This window comes from Paenibacillus sp. LX16, from assembly GCF_036252815.1.
Lineage (GTDB): Bacteria > Bacillota > Bacilli > Paenibacillales > Paenibacillaceae > Paenibacillus > Paenibacillus polymyxa_B.
In genome coordinates, this window is record NZ_CP141152.1 from 941,204 (window position 1) to 965,722 (window position 24,519).

Genomic DNA, 24,519 nt, shown 5'->3' on the forward strand with positions numbered 1-24,519 from the left:
TCTAATCATCCTTAATTCGACTTCACTTCGCTGCCTTTCATATCCGCCGATCCGCTTAATTCAATATGACTGCCATTACAATCCATACGGAGCTGACTACCTGCGGACAGACTCATCGTCTTCCCCGCAGACAGGCTGAGATTGCCTCCCGCCGTAATATTCACCTGTTTGCTGCTCGCAATATGAATGCCTTCTTTATCGTCCAGTTTGATATAAATAGCGCCGTCCTTCCCTGTAACGACCAGTTCATCCGGTCCCAGTCGAATTTCCTTGCCATGCGGGGTACGCCATATTTTCATTTGTGGATTGGAAAAATGGTTATGCGTACTCTTGCGATCTGCCCGTCTCACGGCACTACCTGCCACGCCATCTTCTTCCCGACTACCGGGGAAATAGAGGGAAACTGAATCGCCTTTCTCTGGCATGACGTACCAGCCGGTATGGCCACCGCCACTGTACACGGTAGAATAGTTGAACCAGTGTGCTTGGTTTGTGTCCTGTTGTTCATCACAATCCAGATGAATGCGCACCTGATCCTGACGTACGTCCAGCACAATACCGCTTAATGAGGCTCCTGCCAGCTTATCCTGGTAGTAGCTTTTTTGCCGAAATCCCTGGTAAGAACCCAGCACATACTGATGCCGCAGCAGTCCTTGACTCATGGCGGTGTAGGCTTCCATCACATACAGATTATGCCCCTGAAAATTCAACTGAGCGCCCAAGTCGAGTACCTCATCCGTTTCTACCTCATAAAAAATAAAATCGTGTTCACTCAGCTTGGTTTGCTCATTCTCCTGAAAATAACGAAAAGGTAGCAACTGCTTACGTACGGTATAACGGGTATGATCCAGTATCGCCTGTGCAGGGCTGTCCTCAATACCAAAATAAAATTTGGGACTGTCAAAACGGGCTACAGGCATCAGACTCGTATGATAACGGGAGGCTATGCGTCTTAAAAATGCCCAGTCTGTCTCCTGATACTGAATGGCAAGCCGCCCGATGGCTTCTCCGCCAGTAGCCCCGTCGATCACATCCAGTCCTTCATAGTCCTTACCTATGTGCTCCAGCATTTGAGGAATCGTCATTTTCGTATACTGAAAAGAACGAGTACGCTGCTTCATGTCCATCCGGTAAGTATGGGAAATAGCTTCCACCTCCAGATAGTACACACCTCGCACGACTTTTACCTCGACCGAAAGGGCAATCCCACTAAATAGCGGCTTGCTTGCTCCAGATTCATCTTGTTGACTGACTTCAATGATGGTATTTTTTTCTGTCGTTTCCACGTAACTGTCTTGCAAGTCATCGGGGATAATACCTGTAAAATAAAGCCGAGTATGCTCGTTAATTTTTTTCGTTAAGGTAAGCTCCTCCAGATCAATTTGTTCATAAGGGTGAATTTGAATTTGATCGTATCCCAGACTCATGGTGTAGTCATTCCTTTCTCATTTGTAGAATAGATGGAGGGTGGAAGGACAGTAAGGGATTGAACCCAGTATTCTGCTACAGGTAACCAGACTTCGAGATCTGCCTCCAGACAGCTAAAGGAGCCTATGACAACTCGTCCATTGTGGATGAAGAGCAGCATTTCGTTGTATAGATTACCGTCGATCCCCGCCGCCACAAAACGAATCTGTCCAACTGAAAGTCCGGAACAGTTGGTGACCATTTCCGTACCTAACCAGTTGCGAATCGGTTGTACAGACCGTAGAATATCCGCCATTTGCTCTACAAAATCGGGCAGTTCTTCCGCTTCCAGAGCGGAATCTGTAGGATTAAAAGTGATATTGATGGTCTCCTCAGATGAGGTATAAATGACCTTTGGTCGATGCTCTGAAGGATATTTGATTATAGCTTGCTCCATTGGCATAGGAGTAAAGGACTTGGGGATGTAGAAACCAATCTCTCCGTGTAGTATTGTAATGGGCTCCAACGTGAGATAATCATTTTCAACATGAAGTAGCTTTGTTTCTTCAAACATGGAACCGTCCTGTTCCGATTTCTGAGTTTGAGCTGGGATGGATTTCACATTATCGTTATTAGCTGTCTTCTGATCCACCATTTTAGCTTTGAGGCTAAGTATATGCTCGTCTAGATAGTTCATAGAAAGCCCCCTTTTAGGAAAAATACGCGTTTGTACTTGAATATGTAAAGATGAGAGGAGATATTTAAGTACAGAACCAACATATGTATTTATCGGTTAAAAGAGAGATTTAGTTTACAAAATGAACCATTCGTTGAAGGAGCATTGTTCGATATTAGATTCTATTTCATTCCATAACGCCTTTTTGCCGTAATAATTCGGTTGTAGTACTCCAAAGTAGGCGTTGCATCTTGATATCCCCACCAGGATATGTCGGCACAATCGGCTTACCAGTACCAACATTAAAATATCCGCCTGTCACTTCTTGATATTGGGATTCTGTTGCTAAACGAATAATGATGTCCGCTCCTCTCCGTGGGTCTCCGATATGCAAAGCGTTCAATATCTTTGCAAGTATCGAAGAAAATCCTAACTCGCGACCAAGGCCGGTAACGTTAAAGCCTGGATTAAGTGCGTTAACTACGATTCCAGTTCCATCCAGTTGGCGTCCAAGTTCTTCTGTAAACATGATATTAAGAAGCTTGGTCTTTCCGTATATCTTAGATGAACCTCTTGCGGTAAATGCAGATGTATCTGTTAAATCCTCCGGTAATTTTAATTCACCATGGTTGCGTGATGCTTCAGAAGCCACATTGACGATCCTAGCATTTGTGGATTCCATTAGTGAATTGAGTAGTGTATGCGTTAACAGCCACGGGGCAAGATAGTTTACGGCTATCATTTCTGCCAAACCCTCTGAGGTTATTCGCTGTTCAAATCCATGTAATCCAGCATTGTTCACTAATACATCAATCTTTGGATAATTAGCTTTAATTTCATCCCCAATACGTTTGACATCTTTCATAAGAGACAGGTCCCCGAAAAAAAAGTCTACCTTTGTACTTGGCGCCAGATCTTTTAAAATATTTTTAGTCGTTTCAGCACGTTTTTCATTTCTGGCTGTTAAGACTAGATGTGCCCCGCGTCGGGCTAATTCAATTGCTACCCATTGTCCAAGACCGTTAGTAGCACCAGTGATTACAATAATCGGGTATGTCGACATATAGATCATCCTCCAAATTCTTGATCCAATTACATCCATATTCATTTCTACGCTTTACGGTTGTGGATGCTTTATACTGTAGATATTCTGCTTGACACTTACTTAAAGCTGAAAATATGATTGACATATATCAAGTATATGTATTTTGATTGATATATGTCAAATATATTCGAACTCATTCAAATAAGGTGGAGACATATGGATAATAAAACTCAACATCCAAATTCTACAAGAGAGCAATTAGAACTGAATCTTGGTGAACAACTTAATGCACTTATAAGTGCGTCACATGCACTCAATGTAAGAACTGCAGCACTTTTCGATCCATCATTACAACCTGCGGCTTTTCTGATCGTACGCTGTCTTCTTTCGTACGGCCCGGCAAGCGCTACATTTTTGGCGGAATCCACCGCTATGGATCGAAGCTCTGTCAGCCGGCTTGTTACTCAGCTTAAACACTTGAATTATGTAAAAAGTGAAACTCATCCTGAGGATCGTCGGGGGGTGTTGATATCCCTGACAGCTAATGGTTGTGAAAAAGCTCTGGAGGCTTTAAAAGAAAAAGAAACTGAGTTTTATCAACGCATTTCAACATGGGAGGATTCCAAACTTGAAGCGTTTATCGAGATGCTGAAGTGTTTTAATGGGTATGATTGCGAGGATTAATGATTCAACATAAAGCATCGTATGATGAAAAAAGGAGGCATTTCAAAAGTGAAAGAAAAAAATGTTAGGGAAATTAGAGTATCTGATTATCATGATATTTATTTGTTGAACCAAGATTTTAACCCCAATCTATATTTATTTCCTGAAGAAAAAGTAAAAGAGAAGATTGAAATGATTATAAAGAAATCAAAAGATGTGATCTTTGTTTATGAAGGAAATAACGAGGTGTTAGGATATATTCATGGAAGTCCATATGAGTTACTTTTTTCTGAATCTTTGGTAAATGTACTAGGATTTGTTGTTAAAGAAAAGTATAGAAATCAAGGTGTAGGTAGCATGTTGATTGAGCGTCTTGAACAGTGGGGGAAGTCCCATGGATTTTCCGGAATCAAACTGTTATCTCATCCAAGTCGGATACAGGCTCACAGGTTCTACGAAAGACGTGGCTATATGTTTACCAAGGATCAAAAAAATTTTATAAAAAGTCTCAAATAAATACATAGGCTTAATATCGTGACATTTATCATTGAAAAAATATGTATGTTTATCACTCTAATGCATTGCATTAAATTGACCATTGTTCAGAAAATATGAATAGCCTTCCTTTCCATTTCATGCATAAAAATGTCTGCTAATTAGCAGTTGTATTTAGGCGTTTTTTGTCATACAATGCATCTAATGCTACGGACTCGGTCTTAGGAAACAGTAAGGTTTGGACGGTAAATAGGACGTGGTTTTCTTGTATATTTACGAATCGTGGAACTACTTTGTAGTCGTTCACTCACGACCACGTCAGTCTGAAAAGTTAATAATGTTTGGGGACAGTTTTCCGGATCATTAGCGTTTGATGATGAACATATACGAAGGGGAGCGTTCTTTTGGAATCGAAACAATTAACGAGAGGGCTAAAGCCACGGCACGTTGAGTTGATTGCGCTTGGAGGTACGATTGGCGTCGGTTTGTTTATGGGATCGGCAAGTACGATAAAATGGGCAGGTCCCTCAGTGCTGCTGGCTTATCTCTTAGCTGGGATTATTATGTTTTTTGTCATGCGGATCATGGGGGAAATGCTGATTCTTGAACCGGTGACAGGCTCATTCGCTACATTTGCTCATAAATATATCAGCCCTTTAGCCGGTTTCTTGACCGCCTGGAGCTATTGGTTTTTGTGGGTTACCGTAGGGATGGCGGAAGTCACTGCGATTGGGGTATATGTGGGCTACTGGTTCCCAGATATCCCGCAATGGTTGCCGGCTTTGGCAGGTGTAATTATTATTGCATTGGCCAATTTGGCGGCTGTGAAATTTTATGGGGAATTTGAGTTTTGGTTTGCGATGATTAAGATTGTCGCCATTATCTTCATGTTAGTAGTTGGTACGGGGATGATCTTCTTTGGACTCGGTAACGGTGGACAACCGATAGGTCTATCCAATCTGTACAGCCATGGCGGCTTCTTTGCAGGTGGTTTGAAAGGGTTTCTATTTGCACTCTGCATTGTAACAGCGGCTTACCAAGGGATAGAGATGGTGGGTATTACGGCAGGTGAAGCTGAAAATCCAAAAACGACACTGCGAAAAGCCATTAAAAACATCATCTGGCGTATTCTGATTTTCTACGTGGGTGCAATCTTTGTCATTGTTACGATTTATCCTTGGAACCAAATAGGCGAGATCGGTAGTCCATTTGTTCTGACTTTTGCCAAGGTAGGAATTGTGGCCGCTGCGGGTATCATTAACTTTGTTGTTCTTACAGCAGCGATGTCCGGCTGCAACAGTGGTATTTACAGCGCGGGAAGAATGTTATACACGTTGGCTAAGAACGGACAAGCTCCCAAGTTTTTCGGGAAAGTTTCTCCAAGCGGCGTCCCTAGAAATAGTATAATAACGACCATTTCCTTGCTGCTGGTAGGGGTGTTATTTAACTATTTAATGCCTGATTCCAAACTGTTTCTGTATATTTACAGCGCCAGTGTTCTTCCAGGCATGGTACCGTGGTTTGCATTAGCCATCAGTCAATTTAAATTCAGAAAAAAGTGGAAGGACGAAATGAAGGATCACACCTTTAAGTCTCGTTTTTTTCCGATCAGTAATTACATCACCATTATCTTTTTGTTGCTGGTGATCGTTGGAATGTGGTTTAATCCAGACACACGCTTGTCGTTGATTGTTGGGGCAACATTCATGGCGATCGTCATTATTGGATATTTTGTCTTTGGCATAGGAAAGCGGCAGAGAATTGAAGAATTAGAGGAAAACTAAAAGATTGCTAAATACGTAACATTTGCCGAGCGCAATTCAGATGACCTGAGTTCGCTCGGCTTTTCTTTTACATGACGAGGGAGGGGCTATGGAAGGTTTGTTACTGAGGTATAGAACCGTGTGGTTATCCTGTTCGCACTACAAGTGTAAATATAGATACAAAAAAAGTGAGAACGAAAATTGAGAAGTTGATTATTGCTATACTCTTACGGTTAGCCTTAAACTCTGTAATTCCAGAAAATAAAAATATAAACCCTAGAAAAAATTGCGCGATTTTGTATGAGTCCCTATAGGTGTCTGGGTATGCGAGTGATAAAGAGGAAGAGATCATAACAACTAATGCAAATACTAAAGTGAGGATTTTGTAAATATCCATTTTCTTGAACATAGACAAGTTCTCCCTTCCTATATATACCTATTGTATTCTAAGGGAGGAATCTTTGGATTACAAATAAATACAAAAAAGAGGAAATGGACAATAGGATGGTAGACAGAATAAAGTGAAGGTGTCCCAAGTTAATACTTTGGGGACACCTTCAAAATTAAAATTACTTGTACAACTTATGATTTACATAGCTTACATTGTGCTAATGTCAATCACGAATCTATACTTCACATCAGAAGCTAACACTCGTTTGTAGGCTTCGTCAATCTGGTCGGCCGATATCACTTCAATTTTAGGAACAATATTGTGTTTTGCACAGAAATCCAACATTTCCTGTGTCTCACGGATGCCTCCTATCATTGAACCAGCAAATGAACGGCGGTGTCCGATAAGGGACATCACATTTAGTGACAACGGCTCTCCAGGGGCACCGACATTCACCAAAGTTCCATCTAGATTGAGTAGTGCAAAATAAGCATCCATATCGATGGCAGCACTTACCGTGTTAATAATCAAATCAAAGTGCCCAGCAAGTTTTTCAAATGTTTCTGGTTCGCTTGTAGCATAATAGTGGTCCGCACCAAATTGCAAGCCATCCTCCTTTTTCTTTAATGTTTGTGATAGAACAGTTACCTCAGCACCCATAGCATGTGCAATCTTGACAGCCATATGGCCAAGGCCTCCCATGCCCACAACGGCTACCTTCTTATCTGGACCAGCACCCCAGCGGTTCAACGGTGAATAAGTCGTAATACCTGCACAAAGTAATGGAGCAGCCACATCAAGCTCAATGTTATCTGGAATTTTTACTACAAAATCCTCAGTTACGACAATGTGGGTAGAATATCCGCCTTGTGTAGGCTCGCCGTATTTGTCAACACCAGCATAGGTAGGGACATTTCCTTTAAGGCAGTATTGTTCCTCTCCTTTACGACAGTTCTCACATTCGCCACAGGAATCAACCATGCAGCCAACCCCTACCCGGTCACCAACGCTGTACTTTGTAACCTCTGATCCTACCTCCGTGACAATCCCTGCAATTTCATGTCCCGGTACGAGAGGGTAGTTTACTGGCCCCCATTCGCCGTGAGCAGTGTGGATGTCAGAATGGCATATGCCGGCATATTTAATTTCAATCAGAACATCGTGTGAATCAAGATCCCGTCGTTTAATTTCAGCCGATCGAAACGGTTTGTCTGGGCCATCGACAGCTCGTGCTTTAGCAGTTATCATAAACAGCCTCCTATTATTTGTATTTTTCAAGAGAATGAAGTTATATCGGTATAAATTGAAAACTAGCTGAAGTCGGTTGAAGTTCCCCTTCATTCATTTCCATTTATACTTTTTCTCTTGCAAATCAATGTTATTCCTTATAGTTAACTCTAAGTCAAGCGCAGGTTTATATTTCTTTTGAAAGTTTCTGCTAGGGGACTTTGACATTCAACAAGTAACTTGATAGAATCCCCCTTATATACTAGAGTTAACTCGAAGTCTATGTCATTAAGAATAGGAGATACATGATGAAGACATATTCTATCAGCGAAGTTGCAAAAGAATTGAATCTTACAGCATATACCTTACGTTACTACGATAAGGAAGGACTTATGCCTTTTGTAGAACGGACATCTAGTGGAACAAGATTATTTAAAGAATCCGATATCGACGCTTTAAAAATAATTGAATGTCTAAAATCCACCGGGATGCCGATCAAAGAAATTAAAAATTTTATTGATTGGTGTTCTGGTGGGGATTCCACACTACAACAAAGATATGACATGTTTATGGAACGAAAAGCTACTGTAGAAGCACAAATGGAAGAGCTTAAAAAAACAATGGAAGTTATTGAACATAAATGCTCATATTACAAAACTGCATTGAAAGCCGGAACGGAAAATATTCATAAAAACAATAAAATAGGGAGTCTCATTACTCACTAATAGAAAAGCATCTGTAATTCATCCATTTCTATATGAATTACAGGTGCTTTCGTTTGTAATATTCGATTACTACAACCTACTGATTTAAAACAGCACGATCGGTTTTAGAAAACTAGGAACCAAATATGATGTAACTTGAACAGGCAGGAGTAGTACCGAGGATCAAGTATTCTGAAAGTCAACGGGCAATTTGCCCATTATATAGCAGCAACCGATCAGCAGAATACAGTCAAATAGTTTAAATCATCTTTTGCAATAATGCCCATACGTACCCCATCCGAGAGAGAAAGCTCAAATTATCTTGAGAACAGGCTAATATGGAAAGGACATAATTTATCCATACTTTCTTCTAATATTTAACTGTTGATAGATTTATTGAAAAGCTATAATGCTAATGATGATTTGAGTGTACTTGGAGAAAAGAGGGTGAGGGTATGAAGTTGAAAAAATGGCCGTTAGTATTCATGATAGGTATTCTCATGCTGTTATCCGTAGGCTGGAACAGTGGAGTATCTTATGCGAAATATTATTACGAATACACTTGGGATCAGTACAAGGGGACTGAAGTCAAGACCTACAGGCTGACACCAGTAGCTGGAAGAGCTGGATTTATGGATCAGGAAAAGGCCTTAGCTGCTATTGGCATAACCCCGAATGTGTATGGAAAGTTCAGTGGCTATCGAACAGAGAAAACAACTGAATTTGCAACCAAGAGTGTAACGGATGAGGTTTATCAATATGCAGTTGTTGATTTTATTAGCGATAGGGAGCCAGAAACTGTAGAATACGTTAATCCAAAAGGCGGAATTCCTCATACATGGAACGGAACCGATGAGATTCGAATTTTTATGAGAGGATCTGAGGCAGCTTCTTTGGCAGAGCTGTTTTATGAGGGAACTCCAAGTGAAGGACGATATCATTTTAATGCTGACGATGTCTACTTAGTTACATTCTGGTCCAACACAGTAAAATCAATTACTGGAATGTCTGCTGAAGCGCTAGTTGAGGAAGGCCCCCCTGCGTTTATAAATCGAGAGTTGGTTGGTCAAATAAAAGGCAAGGATCCTGCTGCCTATCCACAAAATGGAGCTTTAAACGGCTACTTTTATGTTTATAAGGGTTCTGAGTTTAAAGAGAATTAAAAGAACAGACAGGATTTAATAAGTATATATGTACACGAGAACGAGGTAACATTTTGTATTCTCCAAGCGAATGCGGATACAGATGTTATCTCTTTTTTTATTTGTATACGGGATCAACATAGTAGCCCAAAAAGGTGATAAATATTAAATTACCAATGAAAACCATTGTTTAGTGATAGGGAATTACGGCTTAAGAAAACATGGTGAATAAACAGGACAGTAGATTGCCAAAACCACTTTTTTTGATGGCTTTATTCAATCCTAGGGAGATTATTCCGATATTCAAGTATATACAGTTTGGTGTTAACAGTAATGAAAAACCATTTGAAAACAAGAGAGATTAATTTTCAAAGTTGATATGAAGGTACAGGCGAAAGTGGCTCAGTGCTATCGCGTAAAGGAGGTGTAATGATTTCGAATAATGAACTGTGAAAAAAAGTTAAAACAAATTAGGCATTACATGGTTGGTTTACTGGCTGTCTGGTTGTTCTGTATACATAGTGCGCCTGTTTTTGCGGACAGAGCCTTTAACGATATCGAACATTCCTATGCAGCTGATGCGATTGAGGCCATGGCTGCTCAAGGTTATGTTACGGGTTATCAGGATGGGAGCTTTCGACCTTTACATTTTATCTCGCGACAGGAATGGGCAAGCATTTTCGCTAAAACCTTAAAGCGAACATCGAATAACAGAGGCATAACTTCTTTTCGTGATGTGTCACCATGGGCTCTACCTTATGTACAGGCCTTACAGGAAGAGAGCATTACGAAAGGAATTAGTGATCAATTATTCGGTGCCAAGCACAATATGACTCGTCAGGATATGGCCGTTTGGTATGCCCGCTATTTTGGTGTTACTGAAGATACCCGATCTGCTGGTATATCCAGTTTTGTGGATCAATCTGATATATCGGATTATGCACAAACGAGCGTTTGGCTGATGGAACGGCTGGAACTGATCGAGGGAGATACGAATCACTATTTCCATCCTAAAGAGTCGGTGAGACGCCAGGATGCCACGCTGGTTGCTTATCGAATATGGTTAGGCGGTGACGGTCTGAGAGAACGTGCCAAGCGTTTGCTAGGGTCATTAGGAGATGGAACTGCAACGATGCCTCAGACGACCAGCCAACAAGAATCGAAGAAGATCGAGAACGATGTGACACCGGAAATTAGTCAACAACCTGTGAATTCGGAAGTCGAGGAGCCTAAAAGGCATCGCCCAAGCCCTGATTCATCGGAGTCGCCGGTGACACCATCGGAGCCAAAGCCGAAACCGCCAGTTACACCATCGGGACCTAACCCCAAACCACCAGTAATTCCGGCAGATCCACCAGTGCTTCCACCGGATCATTCTTCGGATTTTCTGGTAGATGAGGTCGTAATCAAGGCACAGGAGCTGGTAAATCAACCGGAAACGTACCCTGCATATCAGTTATCCTTTCAGCTCTATAATAAAGGGCGACCCGTAAGCATTCCTGCTGCCAGCGTCACAAGTGTTACATACACATTTAGTGATGGGTTAGGTATTTTTGATGAACAAGGGAAAATCGCACATTCCGAAAATATTCCGGCTACGGACAGCTTCATTCCTGTAGAAATGAAGGTCACTATTGCCAAACCTTATCAGGTTCTTACAGCTCAGACCAAGCTGATCGTGAAAGGGAAGACTCCGCCGGCAGAGCCACCGAACGTAATCAGGTCTGTATACTTGGCCACGTATACTATTTCAGAGGCTGCTACTTTAGATCCTGCTGCTTGGAATATGTCCTACGTATTTCATAATGCTAAAGGAGAGGTTATAGCTCCTGAATTGCTGCCGTCAGACTTGATACTTCGGGTAGAGGATTCCAGAGGAATATTTGACGAGGATGGAAAGATTGCCAACCTGCATTTGATTCCGGTAGTAAATTCGGTCATTCCATTAAAGATCACGGTTGAGTCACCATCGCAAGGGATTCTCTTCACATCCGATGCGGAATTAACAGTAGTACCGGGAGAACGCAAAAAGCAATACTTTGCTGTCTCCATCATGCTGCAAGGAAGCGCGACTACGGTAGATCAAATCAAGCAATCTCGTCAATTGCTGATGGACCACTTTGGTCCCAATATCAAAGTGACGTGGGCCATGCAAAACGGTTTTGTTTTTTTAGAAACGAATCGACCGCAGCTTAAACAGGTTCTGGAATTCGTCGATCAGTATGGAGATGAAGTCGGAATTCTGGCGGGGTACCCGAACCAGACCGAGCCCGGGCTTCCAGTTTGGGAAGCAAAGATGGATGAGTGGCTATACATGTATCGTTACAATGCATTCAATGAGCTACATCAATCCGGTACAATGGGATCACCATCTGTGTTTGAAAGCATGGATACAGACCAATATCGGAAGTATCTGCCGAAATCATTGACCAGCTTTACGGTGAATCCCGAACAGACTCAATGGCTAGAAGATCACTATCGGATTACATCCGCGATGGGATGGTCGGCTACACAATATAATGTCAACGGTATGTATGGTGAGGGCTCTCCATTGATGCCTTACTGGTCCCATAAGGACAATCCGATTGTTCCCGCACAGGGACTTGCAGATAATAGCGGTACCGTATTCATGAACTCGGTTACGATTGATCCGATTGGATCACGCTATACGAAAGATTCCTCACGCTGGACTCTTCATCCGCTTGACCCATATGTGACTGAGACAGATGCAGCACCACAACTGTATATAGTACAGCAATATTTGGATAACCCTTATCAACGTATAAATACGGTAAACTACTTGTCCATTATTTTGGACATCAACGCACTTGCTAACACACATAACATGGCTCCAATATGGGAGAATTTTGTGAACCACTTCCCTGTTGATCGCAAGGTTGAGATTGTAGGCGTGGACGGGCTGAAACAGATTTATGAATCGGTAGCGGGATCCAATAATGATCATACGGAGTTTACGCTCATGTTTAGAGGCTCAGGTATTAAGACGGCTATGGATTCCAATAATTCACCAGCGAATCTGCGCTATTTGTGGACCGAAAATGCCTCACAGCGGATTATTTTATCCAAAGAGGATGGAGATGCGGCATGGTCCATTATTGACTTTACCGATTATACCCGAAAACCGGTTCCGAAGATGGACTACAACTCGGATGGTCACACGGACGTAAGCTATGTCACCGGAAGGAACTTCAAGCTATGTCCAATGGCTCCTTTAACAGCGGATGAAATTCAGCGTGTGAAAACCCGTTTGAAGGAAATCTATTTCTTGGAAGAAGTGAACTATCAGTAGGCGTTATGAAGTGACAACACTTTTAGGAACTGAGTTTTATGTAAAGAGGGCGCCCCTAGCCATGGAAATGGCTTGGAGCGCCCTTTGCTTTAAAGAAGGATATTCCGCGTTTTACACCCATTCAATAACCTGATCTACAGATCGCCGGGTTTTGCCACGCGGCTCGTTCAGGCGGTATCCAAATGCCACCATACAGGAAATACCGAAATGCTCGGCATCCATAATGCCTTCTTCGGAGAGGATGCGTTCGATTTCCTGTTTATTAAAACCTTCGATAGGACAGGAATCAATGCCGATTTGAGCTGCGGCAGTCATCATGTTGCCCAGTGCGATGTAGGTTTGCCGGCAACCCCATTCGAACAAGGCTCTTTTATTTTCCTCCAGCGCAAAATCTGATTTTAGGAAGGTGTCATATACTTTCTCTTTGCCTTGCATCACTTCAGCAGGTAATTGCTGCACGTTCTCCATCATACTCTTGATATAATCGGAGGAGGCTACCATATCTTCAGGAAGTCTAGAGAGGATGAGTACAAAATGGCTGGCTGTTGGCAGTTGTTTTTGTGCCCCCCAAGAGTAAGGCAGCAGCTTCTCACGCATAGCTTTACTCTGAACGACAACAAATTTCCAGGGTTCAAAGCCAAACGAGCTTGGAGATAAACGACCGGTTTCAAGAATAAAATCAAAATCGGAATCGCTAATTTTCTTATGACTATCAAATTCCTTCGTTGCATGTCTGAACTCGTATGCAGATAAGATTTGATCTTTAGTAGTAGCTAAGGTTTCCATCGTTATTCCACTCCTTATGGATGTAATTAAAATTGACGCTTACCAAGTGACATGCTTAATATTAGAATATACATGACCGTTTTTGAAGTACGCACATTAATGTGCTGTAGTATATAAAATGATACTAAGGAGGAGAAAAGCCTATGCGTAATCGGAAAGGCGGCTTTGGGGAATGTACCGCTGGAAATGATCAGGCGTGTCCAGTTGAGTTCACGCTGGACGTGATTGGGGGCAAATGGAAAGGGATTATTTTATATCATCTCATGTATGGGACTAAGCGATTTAGTGATTTTCGGCGGATCTGTCCGGGAATTACTCAGCGTATGCTGACACTCCAATTGCGTGAGCTGGAAGAGGACGGAGTCGTTCACCGTGAAGTCTACCAACAGGTTCCTCCTAAGGTCGAATACTCTCTCACCGAATTCGGAAAAACGCTCATCCCGATTATTAACTTGATGAAGGATTGGGGAGAAGAATATAAAACAAAACAGCGATCACCAGAAAGCAGCCTTCAGCAACCTAGCCCCAATGTGTAGGTTTTTGAAGACGGCTCCACGAAAAAGACCTGACCATCATTTTGGCAGGTCTTTTGATTTATTAAGGAGGAATGTACAAAGTTCGTTTTTCAGTTGACAGCAAGGACGACGCTTGATATATTTCTTACGATATTGATAATCATTATCATGTGTATCGGGAAGATCATCTTCACAATATATAGGGGGCTAATCAGTTGAAAAGAAAATCGTATTTTATGATGACAGCTATGTTACTTGTATTGTCTGTATTCATCAGCGCTTGCGGCGGAAATAATAATGGAAGTAATCCGGCTTCATCTTCAGGAGATAAGCAAGAGTCGGCTACTACTGGAGAGACTAAGAGCTTTAAAACGGTTAAGGGGGATATTCAAATTCCTGCTAAGCCCCAGCGTATTGTAACGGATTTTTACGGCGGAGAACTGCTGTCCGTAGGTGCTAACGTGGTGGGTGTGGAGCCGACTGCGTTTCAAAATCCTTTTCTGACCGATCTGCTGAAGGAAAAAGGAACCAAAGAGGTGGGGGATCCGACCAATTTAGAAAAGACGCTGGAACTCAAACCCGATCTGATCGTGGTTATGAAGGATACGAATTATGAGGCTTTGTCTAAAATTGCACCTACCCTGTATATTCCGTACGGCACGACGACTAATATTTATGATACGGTCAAGCTGTTCGGCGATATCACCGGGGAAAAGGAGAAGGCTGAGCAATTTATTGCTGCATTTGATAAAAAGGCCGCTGAAGGTCGCGCACGTCTTAAAGGTGTGATTGACGAAAAGGCAACTTTTGGTCTGTATGAGCTGACGGACAAGCACGCACTTTGGATCTTTGGCGACAATGCGGGTCGCGGCGGACAAGCTGTCTACAATGCCCTTAAACTGAACATGCCAAAGAAAACAGTGAACTCCAAGGAACAAACGGTGCAGCTTTCGATGGAGGTATTGCCACAGTATGACGCAGATTATATGTTCCTGACTACGTATGACCCCGAGAAAAAGGGTGACGCGCTCAAGCAACTAAAGTCGTCCGCTGTGTGGGGGAATCTTCCTGCGGTGAAGAACAATAGAGTGTTCTTTAACGATTTTGATACGTATTATCGCTATGATCCAATCGCTATTACAGGACAGATTGATATGATCGTAGATATGCTGGTCGAAAGAGAAAAAGAGAATAAAGCTAAACAATAGGTGTGAGATTCACATGGATAAGCATTTCACTACACGGACAGCTGACCGGGGTGAGGTGCTTTTTTGTTGAATTACTGAATAACTGAATAACAAATAAATGACAATATGAAGTAAAATAGACTAATATGTGATTCTATCTTATTCAAGTGAGTAATCATGCGCAGATTAGCAAGGAGTGAGTCTAGTGGAAACATCCTCGACAAATGAAATCATTCAGGCTGACCTAATGGAAGCATTTCATCGATTTTTCGGTTTAAATATAATTGAATCTGTTCCCATCCAACGAGGGTGGTTAAATCTAAAATGGAAAATCACCACGAACAATGGGACTTATTTATTGAAACAATATAATAAACAAAGATATAAGGATTATAATTTTGATGATCTTTTGAGAGCGTTTTATCAACAAGAAAGATTGCATGGGCTTGGTCTGGCGTGTCCACGGTTATTTAATCATGAGGGGCAAGTCTTTATGGAATCTGATCGTAGAGAACGCTTCCTAGTGATGGAATTTTGCCCAGGGACGTTGGTCTCACCAGGAGAAGCTAATGTTTACCAATTATATGAACTAGGCAAGGCAACCGGAAAAATGCATCGCTGGTTAAACGACGGGACGCTCAGGAGCAAAAGTACAACGAAACTTGTGCTTTCCAGCCGTGAGGAACGTTTAGCCCATTGGGATTCAGTATGGAAACAAGCGGAGGAAGCCGATAAAAAAGAGCTTTTGGCTGATATCGAAACCCAGCGCAAAGCAACAGAAATGATACATATCGAGATGATGGATGCACCTCCACCCGGTTGGGCCCATCGTGACCTTTGGGCGGACAATGTTCTATTCAATGATGATAAGCTCAGTGCAATTCTGGATTTTGACCGACTAGATTATGACTATCCACATTTGGATATTGCCCGAGCAGTCATGTCTTTTGCCTGGGATAAGCAGTTAAAACTTCCCCTTGTTTCAGCATTTATGGCGGGGTACAGGGAAGAGCATACGATGGTAGGGGGGTGTTTAACAAGATCATTACAATGGCTGTGGTATATGGAAAGTGTTTGGTGGATCAACGCCAACATAGATGAACATTCTGTGCCTATCCGATTTGCTAAAGAAATGAACTGGCTTGCTAGAAATTATAAAGTTCTGCCTGACTTATTAGCAGATATGTAGGGGTTATCTATAAAAAACCAGTCCAACATGAATCATGTTTGGACTGGTTTTTATTTACTATTTCGTCGTAATTTCAATAGTATCTTCTTTTTGTATCCAATCTACCTTGGCCCCCAGCATTTCGCTGAGTAGTCTTAGTGGAAGATAACCAATTCCATTCACCATGAAGGGCGGATTGGTGAGTTTTACGGCTTTACCGTTCACTTTTGTTTGGCTGGTTTTGAAATTTACTTCTAGAGAGACAGGATGATCTTCTGTCTTAGACTGATTCATTTTCGCTATTTTGCTGTTGAAATCATAAGCGATCTCAGCCCCCAGTTTGTCAAAAACAGAACGAAGGGGAATAAACGCTTGCCCGTTGCGGGTAATGACACCATTACTCAGAGAGACAGGCGAACCATTGAGACGGACAAGAATCGGTTTTTGTACAGGAACTGGTGAACTATACAGAAACTCATAGTCTCCTATACCGAGCTGCGCGTGTTTGTTGACACCCCAGCCCCATAGGGCCCCATCTGCTTTTTGCATGATTACGTGCCGTGGACCTGCTTTGATGCTTTGAATATTTTTAGCAAGTAATGTAAAGGGGGCATTGGATGGTAACTTTTCACCATCTAGAGACGCAACATATACATTCCCAGCTGTGGTGAGGGCGAGTATGGAGCGTTCGGCGAAAAAGGCGTCTTTAACATCCTTTACTCCTGATAATAGTACAGGGGTATTTTCATTGTGATAGGTTGTATTATCTGAGTAACCTGTAACTGTAGCACCCCAGAACCATAGCCGACCTTGCTGATCAATCGCGAGATTGGAATACCTATTGGCCTTGATTGTCTCGATATCCGATAAGGCTTGAATTTGCGATACGGATAGAGTTTCGGACTTAGTTGCATTTTTATCAAATTCTTTGGGCCACGTCCACACGGTGCCATCTTTTTTTAAGGCTATGTTTTTAGCGATTGCCGTAATATCCTTTAATGATGAAATAGGTTCGAAGCCCTGCAAGGCTTTTGTATTTTTCCATACACTGCCGTCTTTCTTTAGAAATATCCAGCGTTCCTCATAATCCGGTCTTTCCTCATAGTAACTATCTATATTGGCAACCTCGTCGATGCCAGATAGGGTTTGAAAAGGACTAGAGATGTTTCCATTGTCGAGCCGTTCAGCGGAAGATATGCTGCCTTCGCTGCTCAGAGCGAGCACATGATCATTCAAATTACTTACAGCTGCGAGGTTCTGTAATCCTTCCAGAGGAACGAATTTCACGGATTCAGCAATATTATTTCTAGGCACATACCAAGCAGAGTGGTCTTGTAAGGTAAATACTAGATCGCCCTCGTTGATGATATTAGAAAATGTTTTTTCAACGTCCGGCTTACCCTCTACACGAGTCGGTACGGACTGATTATAACCCCACACCACAAGCTTCCATCGGATTGAATCAGACTCCCGGAATCATAGGAGCGAATATGGGATGTGGAGTTATCTCCGGCCGCCCATACACTTGTACTGAGCAGTAATAACGTGATTATACTGAGTAATAGAGCCCGTCTTTTCATACGATTTTCCTCATTTCTTGATCAATGTGTATAAAATAAAAAATGATAGTTTGGAGAATATCCCCCTATCCATAGACGTAGATCATATAGAAAAGTTTTCCAGAATGTATGAATTTCAATAAAATAACCTCCAAACCCACGATTAGAGATGGATTTGGAGGCTATTTCTTTTAACGAGTAAGCAGAATATGTTGGTTCGAACAGGTTAAACACGGTTATGAGCAGACTAATTCGCTATTCGACTGCGCACCATCAACAAGGTTTGTTCTTTGATTTGTCCGATTTCACGGATGAGTGCGGCTGTCTTGGTCTCATAGGAGTATTTGACATCCAAGTCTTTCAGTGAAGCAAGGTTAATGTCGACGGTAAGCAGGGCAGATTGAGCTGCTGCTTCGAACAGGATCGCGCCGATGCCAAGATCCGAAATCACATTTTTATTGGACATTTCCACAATGTTGTAGGCTTGCGACAATCCGTCCCGGCATACTTCCAGCAGGCGCATGGGTACCTCAATGGCAGCGATCACCGCTGTCTGTAAGGAATGGGTACGATAGCGCTTTTCTTCGTCTGTTTCCTTGGGCAAGCGCAGTGCGGTCATGTACTGTTCAAAGGATTGGATGTCTGCGACCATTAGTTCCTCACAATGTGTAGACAATCTTTCCATGCTACTAATGACATCCGTGATTTGTTCATGGATGTGCACATATTTTTCTCCTTGTGAAAGGTTGGCGGTCATGGAGGTCATAGCCGCGCCTAGTGCCGCAGCCAGTGCGGATACACTTCCTCCGCCGGGGGTAGGCGCTGCACTTGCAGCCTCTTTCAGAAAATGCCCGATGGAATTGTTCCACGACAGTTCACTCATGAGTAGACCACCTCTCTGGAGTAGTGTTGCAGATGTATTGCTTTGAGCAGATTTTTGTACAAAATCGCAGTCGTCAAGGTGCCAACGCCGCCGGGAACCGGAGAAATGGCATGGACCTTTTCCCCAACGTCTAAAGCGGCATCCCCCACTATTTTTCCCTCTAGCGTCTCATTAATTCCCGCATCTACCAAAATCAGACCGGGATGAACCATATCCTGTGTAATCACATCAGGGCATCCGACTGCGACGAAGGCAATGTCTGCATGGCTCAGATGCTCTGCAATATCGCGTGTACCTGCATGACAGGCGGTAACGGTGGCATTTTCTCTTTGCAACATGTGGAAAAGGGGAAGTCCCACTGTTTGTCCGATGCCCACGAGAGTAACATTTTTGCCTGCCAATGTGTGACCGTAATGCTTGAGCAGCTCGATACAGGCTTGAGGTGTTGCGGGATATAGTCCGGTGTCACCTGTTACGGTAGCCAGTTTGTTATCAGGTGTAATCCCATCAATATCCTTGTAGGGGGCGATGGATTGTTTAATAACGGAGGCAGAAAGATGTTGGGGAAGCGGCAGTTCCAGCATAATGCCATGTACATGGGATGCATCGTTCAGACTGCCGATCAGGTGCAGTAGCTCGGCTTCACTAACATGACGATCAAAAGTATGGAGATGAAATGAGATGCCCAGCTTCTCCGCTATTTTTTGCTTGGTCCGGGCATAGTAGGCAGATGCCGGATCACCTTCTACCAATAGGGTCGCCAGATGGGGACGGTGTCCTTGCTGCTTCATTTCTTCTACCTGTGAACGGATCGTTGCATATACTTGCTCAGCTGCTTCTTTGGATTTCATGATAATAGCCATAGTCCGAGCCTCCTCTGAATTTATCGCATGATTTATCAACAGGGTGTCATGGTCTTGTAAAAACGAAAAAAAGTATTTGCACAAGGCCGTCAAGACAGACGAATCCTCTGCAAATACTTCTCCCAGGCGAACGGTACGCTTTTTTTGTATGCTCCCTCGTGGTTCATTCCACTGACTTCGCCAGTCACATACAGCGTTATTATAGCTTATATTTTAACAAATAATCATCAGAAAAGAAACCCGCGAACATTTGGAAAACGGGTTGTGTTACTTGTCTATATGACAAATGTCATATACCCGAGCTGACGTTTATGACTACAGCGCCTAGAGGCTTTACCTTATACTGAGATTAGATCAACATGTACGCCTAACAGGATCAAGGTATAGGCGTCATTTTAAAGGAGGATCATAATGAGTATGACACAACTCCCATTAGCCCAATTGAAAAAAAATATGGCTCCCTATGAGAAAATAAACACAAAATCCAGCGTTCTGCAACTCATCAATACCTTGGGGCCACTGATCCTATTGTGGTATGCTGCTTATCTTAGTCTGTCGGTTTCGTACTGGCTGACGCTTCCCATTGCCATTGTTGCATCGGGGTTTGTGGTACGGACGTTTATTATTTTTCATGATTGTGGTCATCAATCCTTCTTCAAAAGCCGCAAGCTGAATGACATTGTGGGAACGATTACAGGTATTATTACGCTCTGTCCTTATCATCAATGGAAAAATAGTCACGCGATCCACCATGCAACCAGCAGTAATCTGGATAAAAGAGGCACAGGTGACATGTGGGTGCTTACGGTAGAAGAGTACACAGAGGCTTCCACATGGACACGGTTGGCCTATCGCATATATCGAAATCCTTGGGTTATGTTCGGACTAGGTCCGATCTATACTTTTTTGATTTCCTATCGCTTTAATATCAAGACAGCCAAACGCAAGGAAAAAATGAACACTCATGTGACGAATATATCCATCGTTGCATTGTATGCACTGTTGTGCTGGGCTATTGGATGGCAGGCCTTCCTTCTCGTACAGGCACCTATCTTTTTTGTATCCGGTATGTTGGGAATCTGGTTGTTCTATGTACAACATCAATTTGAGGATTCGTATTTTGAGCACGATGAAGAGTGGAGTTATATTAATGCAGCCGTAGAAGGCAGTTCTTACTACAAGCTTCCTAAAGTATTGCAATGGATTACGGGCAATATCGGATTTCATCACGTTCATCACCTGAGTCCCAAAGTGCCAAATTATAATTTGGAGAAAGCGCATGAAGCGACACCGTTACTTCAAAAGGCGACCACGATCACAGTGAGTAGCAGTCTGCAATCGTTGAAGTTCCGACTTTGGGATGAAAATACGAAAACCTTTTTGACCTTTAAACAAGTGAAGCCGCTCCTCAGCAAACGTGTTGCAGTTACGAAACCCATCCCTACACCTGTTGTAAGCACAGAAAGAAAATAACGTTGTACAAAACTTGGTATGATAAGATAAGGGATATAAGTCATGTGAAGTAGAAGAGGGTGGGCAGGATGCAAAAATGGTATCAGATTTTCCAAAGAAATACCGGGCTTAGCCCTTATGTGTGGGTCGTCTTTTATATCCTGCCCTTTTACTACTTTAGCTCTTCATCTACAAGTCATATTATTCTGGGTACTGCTATTATTTTGGTGTTTTTTGCATGTTATGTACTGGCTTTTGTCTCAAAAGGCTGGCTCATATACTTTTGGACCAGTGTACAGATTGCCATATCGATTACCATGACACTGCTGTTTAGCTATATGTATTTTTCCATATTTATCGCCTATTTGATCGGTAATATTAAAAGTAAGGCTGCATTTACGACGCTGTATATCATTTTAATGGTTATTACGATTGGATTGATCAATTACGGTTTTGTATCTCAGAATCCCGTTTTTATTAAACAGATTCCTTTTATCCTGCTCAATCTGATCGGTGTGATTCTCCTTCCGATTACGAATTTTAATCGCAACAAAAGCGATCGGCTCCAAGTCCAATTAGAGGATGCCAATAAGAAAATATCGGAATTGATTAAGCTGGAGGAACGGCAAAGAATTGCGCGCGACCTGCACGATACCTTAGGTCAGAAGCTGTCACTCATTGGGCTGAAGAGCGATTTGGCGGGCAAACTGATGGATCAGTACCCGGAGCGTGCTCATGTCGAAATTAACGATGTTCGTCTCACAGCGAGAAGCGCGTTAAAAGAGGTGCGGGAAATGGTTACTCAAATGCGCGGTATGCGACTAGAGGATGAACTGCTACGTATTCGGCAGATTTTAAAGGCTGCTCACATTGAATTGACTCTAGAGGGCGACCCGAAGCTGGAACATACGTCATTAATGAATGAAAATGTACTTAGTATGTGTATGAAGGAAGCAGTGACAAATGTGGTTAAGCACAGTAGAGCCACCGCTTGTTCCATCACCATTGAGCCGTCTCGTAAGGAATTAACCCTTCGGATTCAGGATAATGGAGTCGGCGCTACGGGGGAAAATGGGGCCTTTCGGGGAAATGGCCTGCAAGGCATGAAGGAAAGGCTCGAATTCGTGAACGGGTGTATGGAGCTGCGTTCAGATCAGGGAACGACCTTGGTCATTAAAGTGCCCAATATCACTGAAAAGCCGAATGAGGAGGTGGGGCCATGATTCGAATTGTTATCGCGGAGGACCAGCGTATGCTACTGGGTGCTCTAGCCTCCCTGCTGGACTTGGAAGAGGACATGAAAGTAGTCGGAAAAGCTAGCAACGGGGAAGAAGCTTTAGAGCTGGTGAAGCTGCATCAGCCCGATATATGCATTATGGACATCGAAATGCCGATCAAGAGCGGATTGGATGCGGCTGAGGAACTCAAAGGTTTGAACTGCAAGGTGCTGATTTTAACTACGTTTGCTCGCCCCGGGTATTTTGAACGAGCGATCAAGGCGGGGACACACGGTTATCTGCTCAAGGACAGTCCCAGTGAAGAGCTGGCTTCATCCATTCGAAGTATTATGGCAGGTCGGCGTATCTATGCTCCGGAACTGGTCGATGATGCTTATGCCGAAGTCAACCCGCTAACAGAGCGTGAAAAAACCGTTTTGGCGCTCATTGCTGACGGAAAGAACACAAAAGAGATTGCTGGTGAACTGTATTTAACGACAGGGACGGTGCGCAATTATATTTCAGTCATTCTCGATAAGTTGGGTGTCAGTAACCGGATCGAGGCAATTACCCGTTTTAATGAAAAAGGTTGGTTTAAATGAGAAACAGAGACGCTATGAAGCAAAATATAGCGCTCTGTTTTTTTTGTTTTATCCATAGATTTGGTATGCCTTTAGCGTACTACCTTGTGATACAATAGGATAGTTGTCCACAGGATGGACTGGAGTACAAGGAGGAGCAGAACCCCATGAAACAAGCCCCATTTATAGCCGTTGAAGGGCCAATCGGAGCAGGTAAAACGACGTTAGCTTCGATGCTTTCAACCGAGCTACATTTGCCGATAATCAAAGAGATTGTCGAGGAGAACCCATTTCTCGATAAATTTTATCAAAATATAGATGAGTGGAGTTTTCAGCTGGAAATGTTCTTTCTCTGCAATCGGTACAAGCAACTGGAGGATACTGGTCTGCAATATATCGAGAAAGCTCAGCCCGTTATTTCTGATTACCATATCTACAAGAATTTGATTTTTGCTGAACGTACGCTTAAGGGTGTGAAGCTCGAAAAATATCGTCAAATCTATCATTTGCTCACAGATGATATGCCTAAGCCGGACATTATCATTTATATTAGAGCAGATTTGGATACCTTGCTGGGGAGAATTCGCAAGCGTGCACGCTCTTTTGAACAGGAGATGGACCCCGCCTATCTGGAGCAATTGATCATAGATTATGATAAAGGCATGCAGTTTCTCGCTGAACAGCCCCCTTCCCCTCGTATATTGACCGTGAATGGGAATGAAATTGATTTTGTAGAAAACCAGGCACAATTTAAACAAATTGTTTCCGATGTAAAGGAGCTTATATAGTGAATAATTACAACATTCCTGCGAATGCCCTGATTACGGTAGCGGGCACAGTGGGTGTAGGTAAATCCACGCTGACTGGTGCTTTGGCCGGACGCCTTGGTTTTAAAACCTCTTTGGAGCAGGTCGATCATAATCCCTATCTGGAGAAATTTTATCACGATTTCGAAAGATGGAGCTTTCATTTGCAAATTTATTTTCTCGCGGAACGCTTCAAGGAACAAAAGAATATTTTCCTGTCCGGTGGAGGCTTTGTGCAGGATCGTTCTATTTATGAGGACACAGGCATTTTTGCGAAAATGCATGCCGATCAGGGAACGATGAATCCTACCGATTATGAAACGTATACTAGCCTGTTTGAGGCGATGGTGATGACACCGTTTTTCCCTCACCCTGATGTGCTGATTTATCTGGAAGGCAGTTTGCCCTCCATTCTGAGTCGGATTGAGGAGCGCGGTCGCGAGATGGAGATCCAGACCGAGCGTTCTTATTGGGAGCAAATGCATCGCAGATATTCCAATTGGATCAACGAATTTGATGCCTGTCCTGTACTGCGTCTGAACATTGATGAGTATGATGTACATGACCCTGCTTCCATGGATGCTATTTTGGAAGAAGTAGGAAAAGTAATATCAAAAAAGTAGAGTTATAACCCCAAATAAATAATAAGGACTGTGGTACAATCAGTATAAATTAAGCT

Annotated in this window: 23 protein-coding genes and 1 riboswitch; of the genes, 14 read left to right on the top strand and 9 right to left on the bottom strand. The window is 42.7% G+C overall.

What is annotated here, in order from left to right; translation table 11 throughout:
• Nucleotides 1-11 precede the first annotated feature (11 nt).
• The 3 genes from T3H97_RS04270 to T3H97_RS04280 form a co-directional block, all read right to left on the bottom strand.
• Nucleotides 12-1,427 (bottom strand): phage baseplate assembly protein V, encoded by a 1,416-nt coding sequence (locus tag T3H97_RS04270; RefSeq protein ID WP_075153772.1) that lies wholly within the window; start codon nt 1,425-1,427, stop codon nt 12-14.
• Nucleotides 1,424-2,104 (bottom strand): hypothetical protein, encoded by a 681-nt coding sequence (locus T3H97_RS04275; RefSeq protein WP_328801780.1) that lies wholly within the window; start codon nt 2,102-2,104, stop codon nt 1,424-1,426. The genes T3H97_RS04270 and T3H97_RS04275 overlap by 4 nt, the downstream gene beginning before the upstream one ends.
• Before the next feature lie 166 nt (nt 2,105-2,270).
• The gene (locus T3H97_RS04280; protein ID WP_328801781.1) at nt 2,271-3,146 is read right to left on the bottom strand and encodes an SDR family NAD(P)-dependent oxidoreductase; all 876 of its coding nucleotides are present in this window, start codon (nt 3,144-3,146) and stop codon (nt 2,271-2,273) included.
• A 198-nt stretch (nt 3,147-3,344) separates the two neighbouring features.
• Between T3H97_RS04280 and T3H97_RS04285 the strand changes: the two genes are divergently transcribed.
• The 3 genes from T3H97_RS04285 to T3H97_RS04295 all read left to right on the top strand — a co-directional run bounded on the left by T3H97_RS04285 (nt 3,345) and on the right by T3H97_RS04295 (nt 6,070).
• Nucleotides 3,345-3,812 (top strand): MarR family winged helix-turn-helix transcriptional regulator, encoded by a 468-nt coding sequence (locus tag T3H97_RS04285; protein WP_328801782.1) that lies wholly within the window; start codon nt 3,345-3,347, stop codon nt 3,810-3,812.
• Between the two features lie 48 nt (nt 3,813-3,860).
• Nucleotides 3,861-4,307 (top strand): GNAT family N-acetyltransferase, encoded by a 447-nt coding sequence (locus tag T3H97_RS04290; protein ID WP_328801783.1) that lies wholly within the window; start codon nt 3,861-3,863, stop codon nt 4,305-4,307.
• A 383-nt stretch (nt 4,308-4,690) separates the two neighbouring features.
• A complete protein-coding gene (locus tag T3H97_RS04295) occupies nt 4,691-6,070 on the top strand; it encodes an amino acid permease (protein WP_023987114.1) in 1,380 nt (459 codons plus the stop codon).
• Nucleotides 6,071-6,647: 577 nt separating this feature from the next.
• On the opposite strand, the gene T3H97_RS04300 is transcribed toward T3H97_RS04295, so the two are convergent.
• On the bottom strand, nt 6,648-7,688 hold the full coding sequence (locus T3H97_RS04300) for an NAD(P)-dependent alcohol dehydrogenase (protein WP_328801784.1): 1,041 nt from the start codon (nt 7,686-7,688) through the stop codon (nt 6,648-6,650).
• Between the two features lie 287 nt (nt 7,689-7,975).
• On the opposite strand from T3H97_RS04300, the gene T3H97_RS04305 reads away from it, so the two are divergent.
• The 3 genes from T3H97_RS04305 (at nt 7,976) to T3H97_RS04315 (ending at nt 12,823) form a co-directional block, all read left to right on the top strand.
• Nucleotides 7,976-8,392: a MerR family transcriptional regulator gene (locus T3H97_RS04305; protein WP_328802773.1), complete on the top strand. Its 417-nt coding sequence runs from the start codon at nt 7,976-7,978 to the stop codon at nt 8,390-8,392.
• 434 nt (nt 8,393-8,826) lie between these two features.
• The gene (locus T3H97_RS04310; protein WP_328801785.1) at nt 8,827-9,534 is read left to right on the top strand and encodes a hypothetical protein; all 708 of its coding nucleotides are present in this window, start codon (nt 8,827-8,829) and stop codon (nt 9,532-9,534) included.
• A gap of 421 nt (nt 9,535-9,955) precedes the next feature.
• Nucleotides 9,956-12,823: a DUF3863 domain-containing protein gene (locus T3H97_RS04315; RefSeq protein ID WP_328801786.1), complete on the top strand. Its 2,868-nt coding sequence runs from the start codon at nt 9,956-9,958 to the stop codon at nt 12,821-12,823.
• 111 nt (nt 12,824-12,934) lie between these two features.
• Here T3H97_RS04315 and T3H97_RS04320 read toward each other — a convergent pair whose 3' ends face one another.
• Nucleotides 12,935-13,609, bottom strand: a complete 675-nt coding sequence (locus T3H97_RS04320; protein ID WP_103049816.1) for an NAD(P)H-dependent oxidoreductase — start codon at nt 13,607-13,609, stop codon at nt 12,935-12,937.
• Nucleotides 13,610-13,752: 143 nt separating this feature from the next.
• Here T3H97_RS04320 and T3H97_RS04325 point away from each other — a divergent pair, with 143 nt between their 5' ends.
• The 3 genes from T3H97_RS04325 to T3H97_RS04335 all read left to right on the top strand — a co-directional run bounded on the left by T3H97_RS04325 (nt 13,753) and on the right by T3H97_RS04335 (nt 16,500).
• On the top strand, nt 13,753-14,145 hold the full coding sequence (locus T3H97_RS04325) for a winged helix-turn-helix transcriptional regulator (protein WP_068938572.1): 393 nt from the start codon (nt 13,753-13,755) through the stop codon (nt 14,143-14,145).
• 194 nt (nt 14,146-14,339) lie between these two features.
• On the top strand, nt 14,340-15,332 hold the full coding sequence (locus tag T3H97_RS04330; RefSeq protein WP_328801787.1) for an ABC transporter substrate-binding protein: 993 nt from the start codon (nt 14,340-14,342) through the stop codon (nt 15,330-15,332).
• 184 nt (nt 15,333-15,516) lie between these two features.
• The gene (locus T3H97_RS04335) at nt 15,517-16,500 is read left to right on the top strand and encodes a phosphotransferase (protein ID WP_328801788.1); all 984 of its coding nucleotides are present in this window, start codon (nt 15,517-15,519) and stop codon (nt 16,498-16,500) included.
• A 57-nt stretch (nt 16,501-16,557) separates the two neighbouring features.
• Here the strand turns inward: T3H97_RS04335 and T3H97_RS04340 are convergent, their stop codons facing one another.
• The 4 genes from T3H97_RS04340 to T3H97_RS04355 all read right to left on the bottom strand — a co-directional run bounded on the left by T3H97_RS04340 (nt 16,558) and on the right by T3H97_RS04355 (nt 19,784).
• Entirely contained in the window at nt 16,558-17,919 is a 1,362-nt protein-coding gene (locus T3H97_RS04340; protein WP_328801789.1) for a stalk domain-containing protein, read from the bottom strand.
• Nucleotides 17,883-18,059: a hypothetical protein gene (locus T3H97_RS04345; protein ID WP_328801790.1), complete on the bottom strand. Its 177-nt coding sequence runs from the start codon at nt 18,057-18,059 to the stop codon at nt 17,883-17,885. Before T3H97_RS04345 ends, T3H97_RS04340 begins: the two co-directional genes overlap by 37 nt.
• 226 nt (nt 18,060-18,285) lie before the next feature.
• Nucleotides 18,286-18,921 (bottom strand): cyclodeaminase/cyclohydrolase family protein, encoded by a 636-nt coding sequence (locus tag T3H97_RS04350; protein WP_103049812.1) that lies wholly within the window; start codon nt 18,919-18,921, stop codon nt 18,286-18,288.
• The gene (locus T3H97_RS04355; protein WP_328801791.1) at nt 18,918-19,784 is read right to left on the bottom strand and encodes a bifunctional 5,10-methylenetetrahydrofolate dehydrogenase/5,10-methenyltetrahydrofolate cyclohydrolase; all 867 of its coding nucleotides are present in this window, start codon (nt 19,782-19,784) and stop codon (nt 18,918-18,920) included. Before T3H97_RS04355 ends, T3H97_RS04350 begins: the two co-directional genes overlap by 4 nt.
• 113 nt (nt 19,785-19,897) lie before the next feature.
• A riboswitch (ZMP/ZTP riboswitch) is annotated at nt 19,898-19,982 on the bottom strand.
• A 213-nt stretch (nt 19,983-20,195) separates the two neighbouring features.
• On the opposite strand from T3H97_RS04355, the gene T3H97_RS04360 reads away from it, so the two are divergent.
• The 5 genes from T3H97_RS04360 (at nt 20,196) to T3H97_RS04380 (ending at nt 24,463) form a co-directional block, all read left to right on the top strand.
• Entirely contained in the window at nt 20,196-21,257 is a 1,062-nt protein-coding gene (locus T3H97_RS04360; protein ID WP_013308916.1) for a Delta(5) desaturase DesA, read from the top strand.
• 68 nt (nt 21,258-21,325) lie between these two features.
• Entirely contained in the window at nt 21,326-22,459 is a 1,134-nt protein-coding gene (locus tag T3H97_RS04365; protein ID WP_103049810.1) for a sensor histidine kinase, read from the top strand.
• Nucleotides 22,456-23,055, top strand: coding sequence for a response regulator transcription factor (locus T3H97_RS04370; protein WP_025683815.1), 600 nt, complete (start codon nt 22,456-22,458; stop codon nt 23,053-23,055). The genes T3H97_RS04365 and T3H97_RS04370 overlap by 4 nt, the downstream gene beginning before the upstream one ends.
• Nucleotides 23,056-23,201: 146 nt before the next feature.
• Nucleotides 23,202-23,822, top strand: coding sequence for a deoxynucleoside kinase (locus T3H97_RS04375; protein ID WP_328801792.1), 621 nt, complete (start codon nt 23,202-23,204; stop codon nt 23,820-23,822).
• Entirely contained in the window at nt 23,822-24,463 is a 642-nt protein-coding gene (locus T3H97_RS04380) for a deoxynucleoside kinase (protein WP_013308920.1), read from the top strand. The genes T3H97_RS04375 and T3H97_RS04380 overlap by 1 nt, the downstream gene beginning before the upstream one ends.
• Nucleotides 24,464-24,519 lie beyond the last annotated feature (56 nt).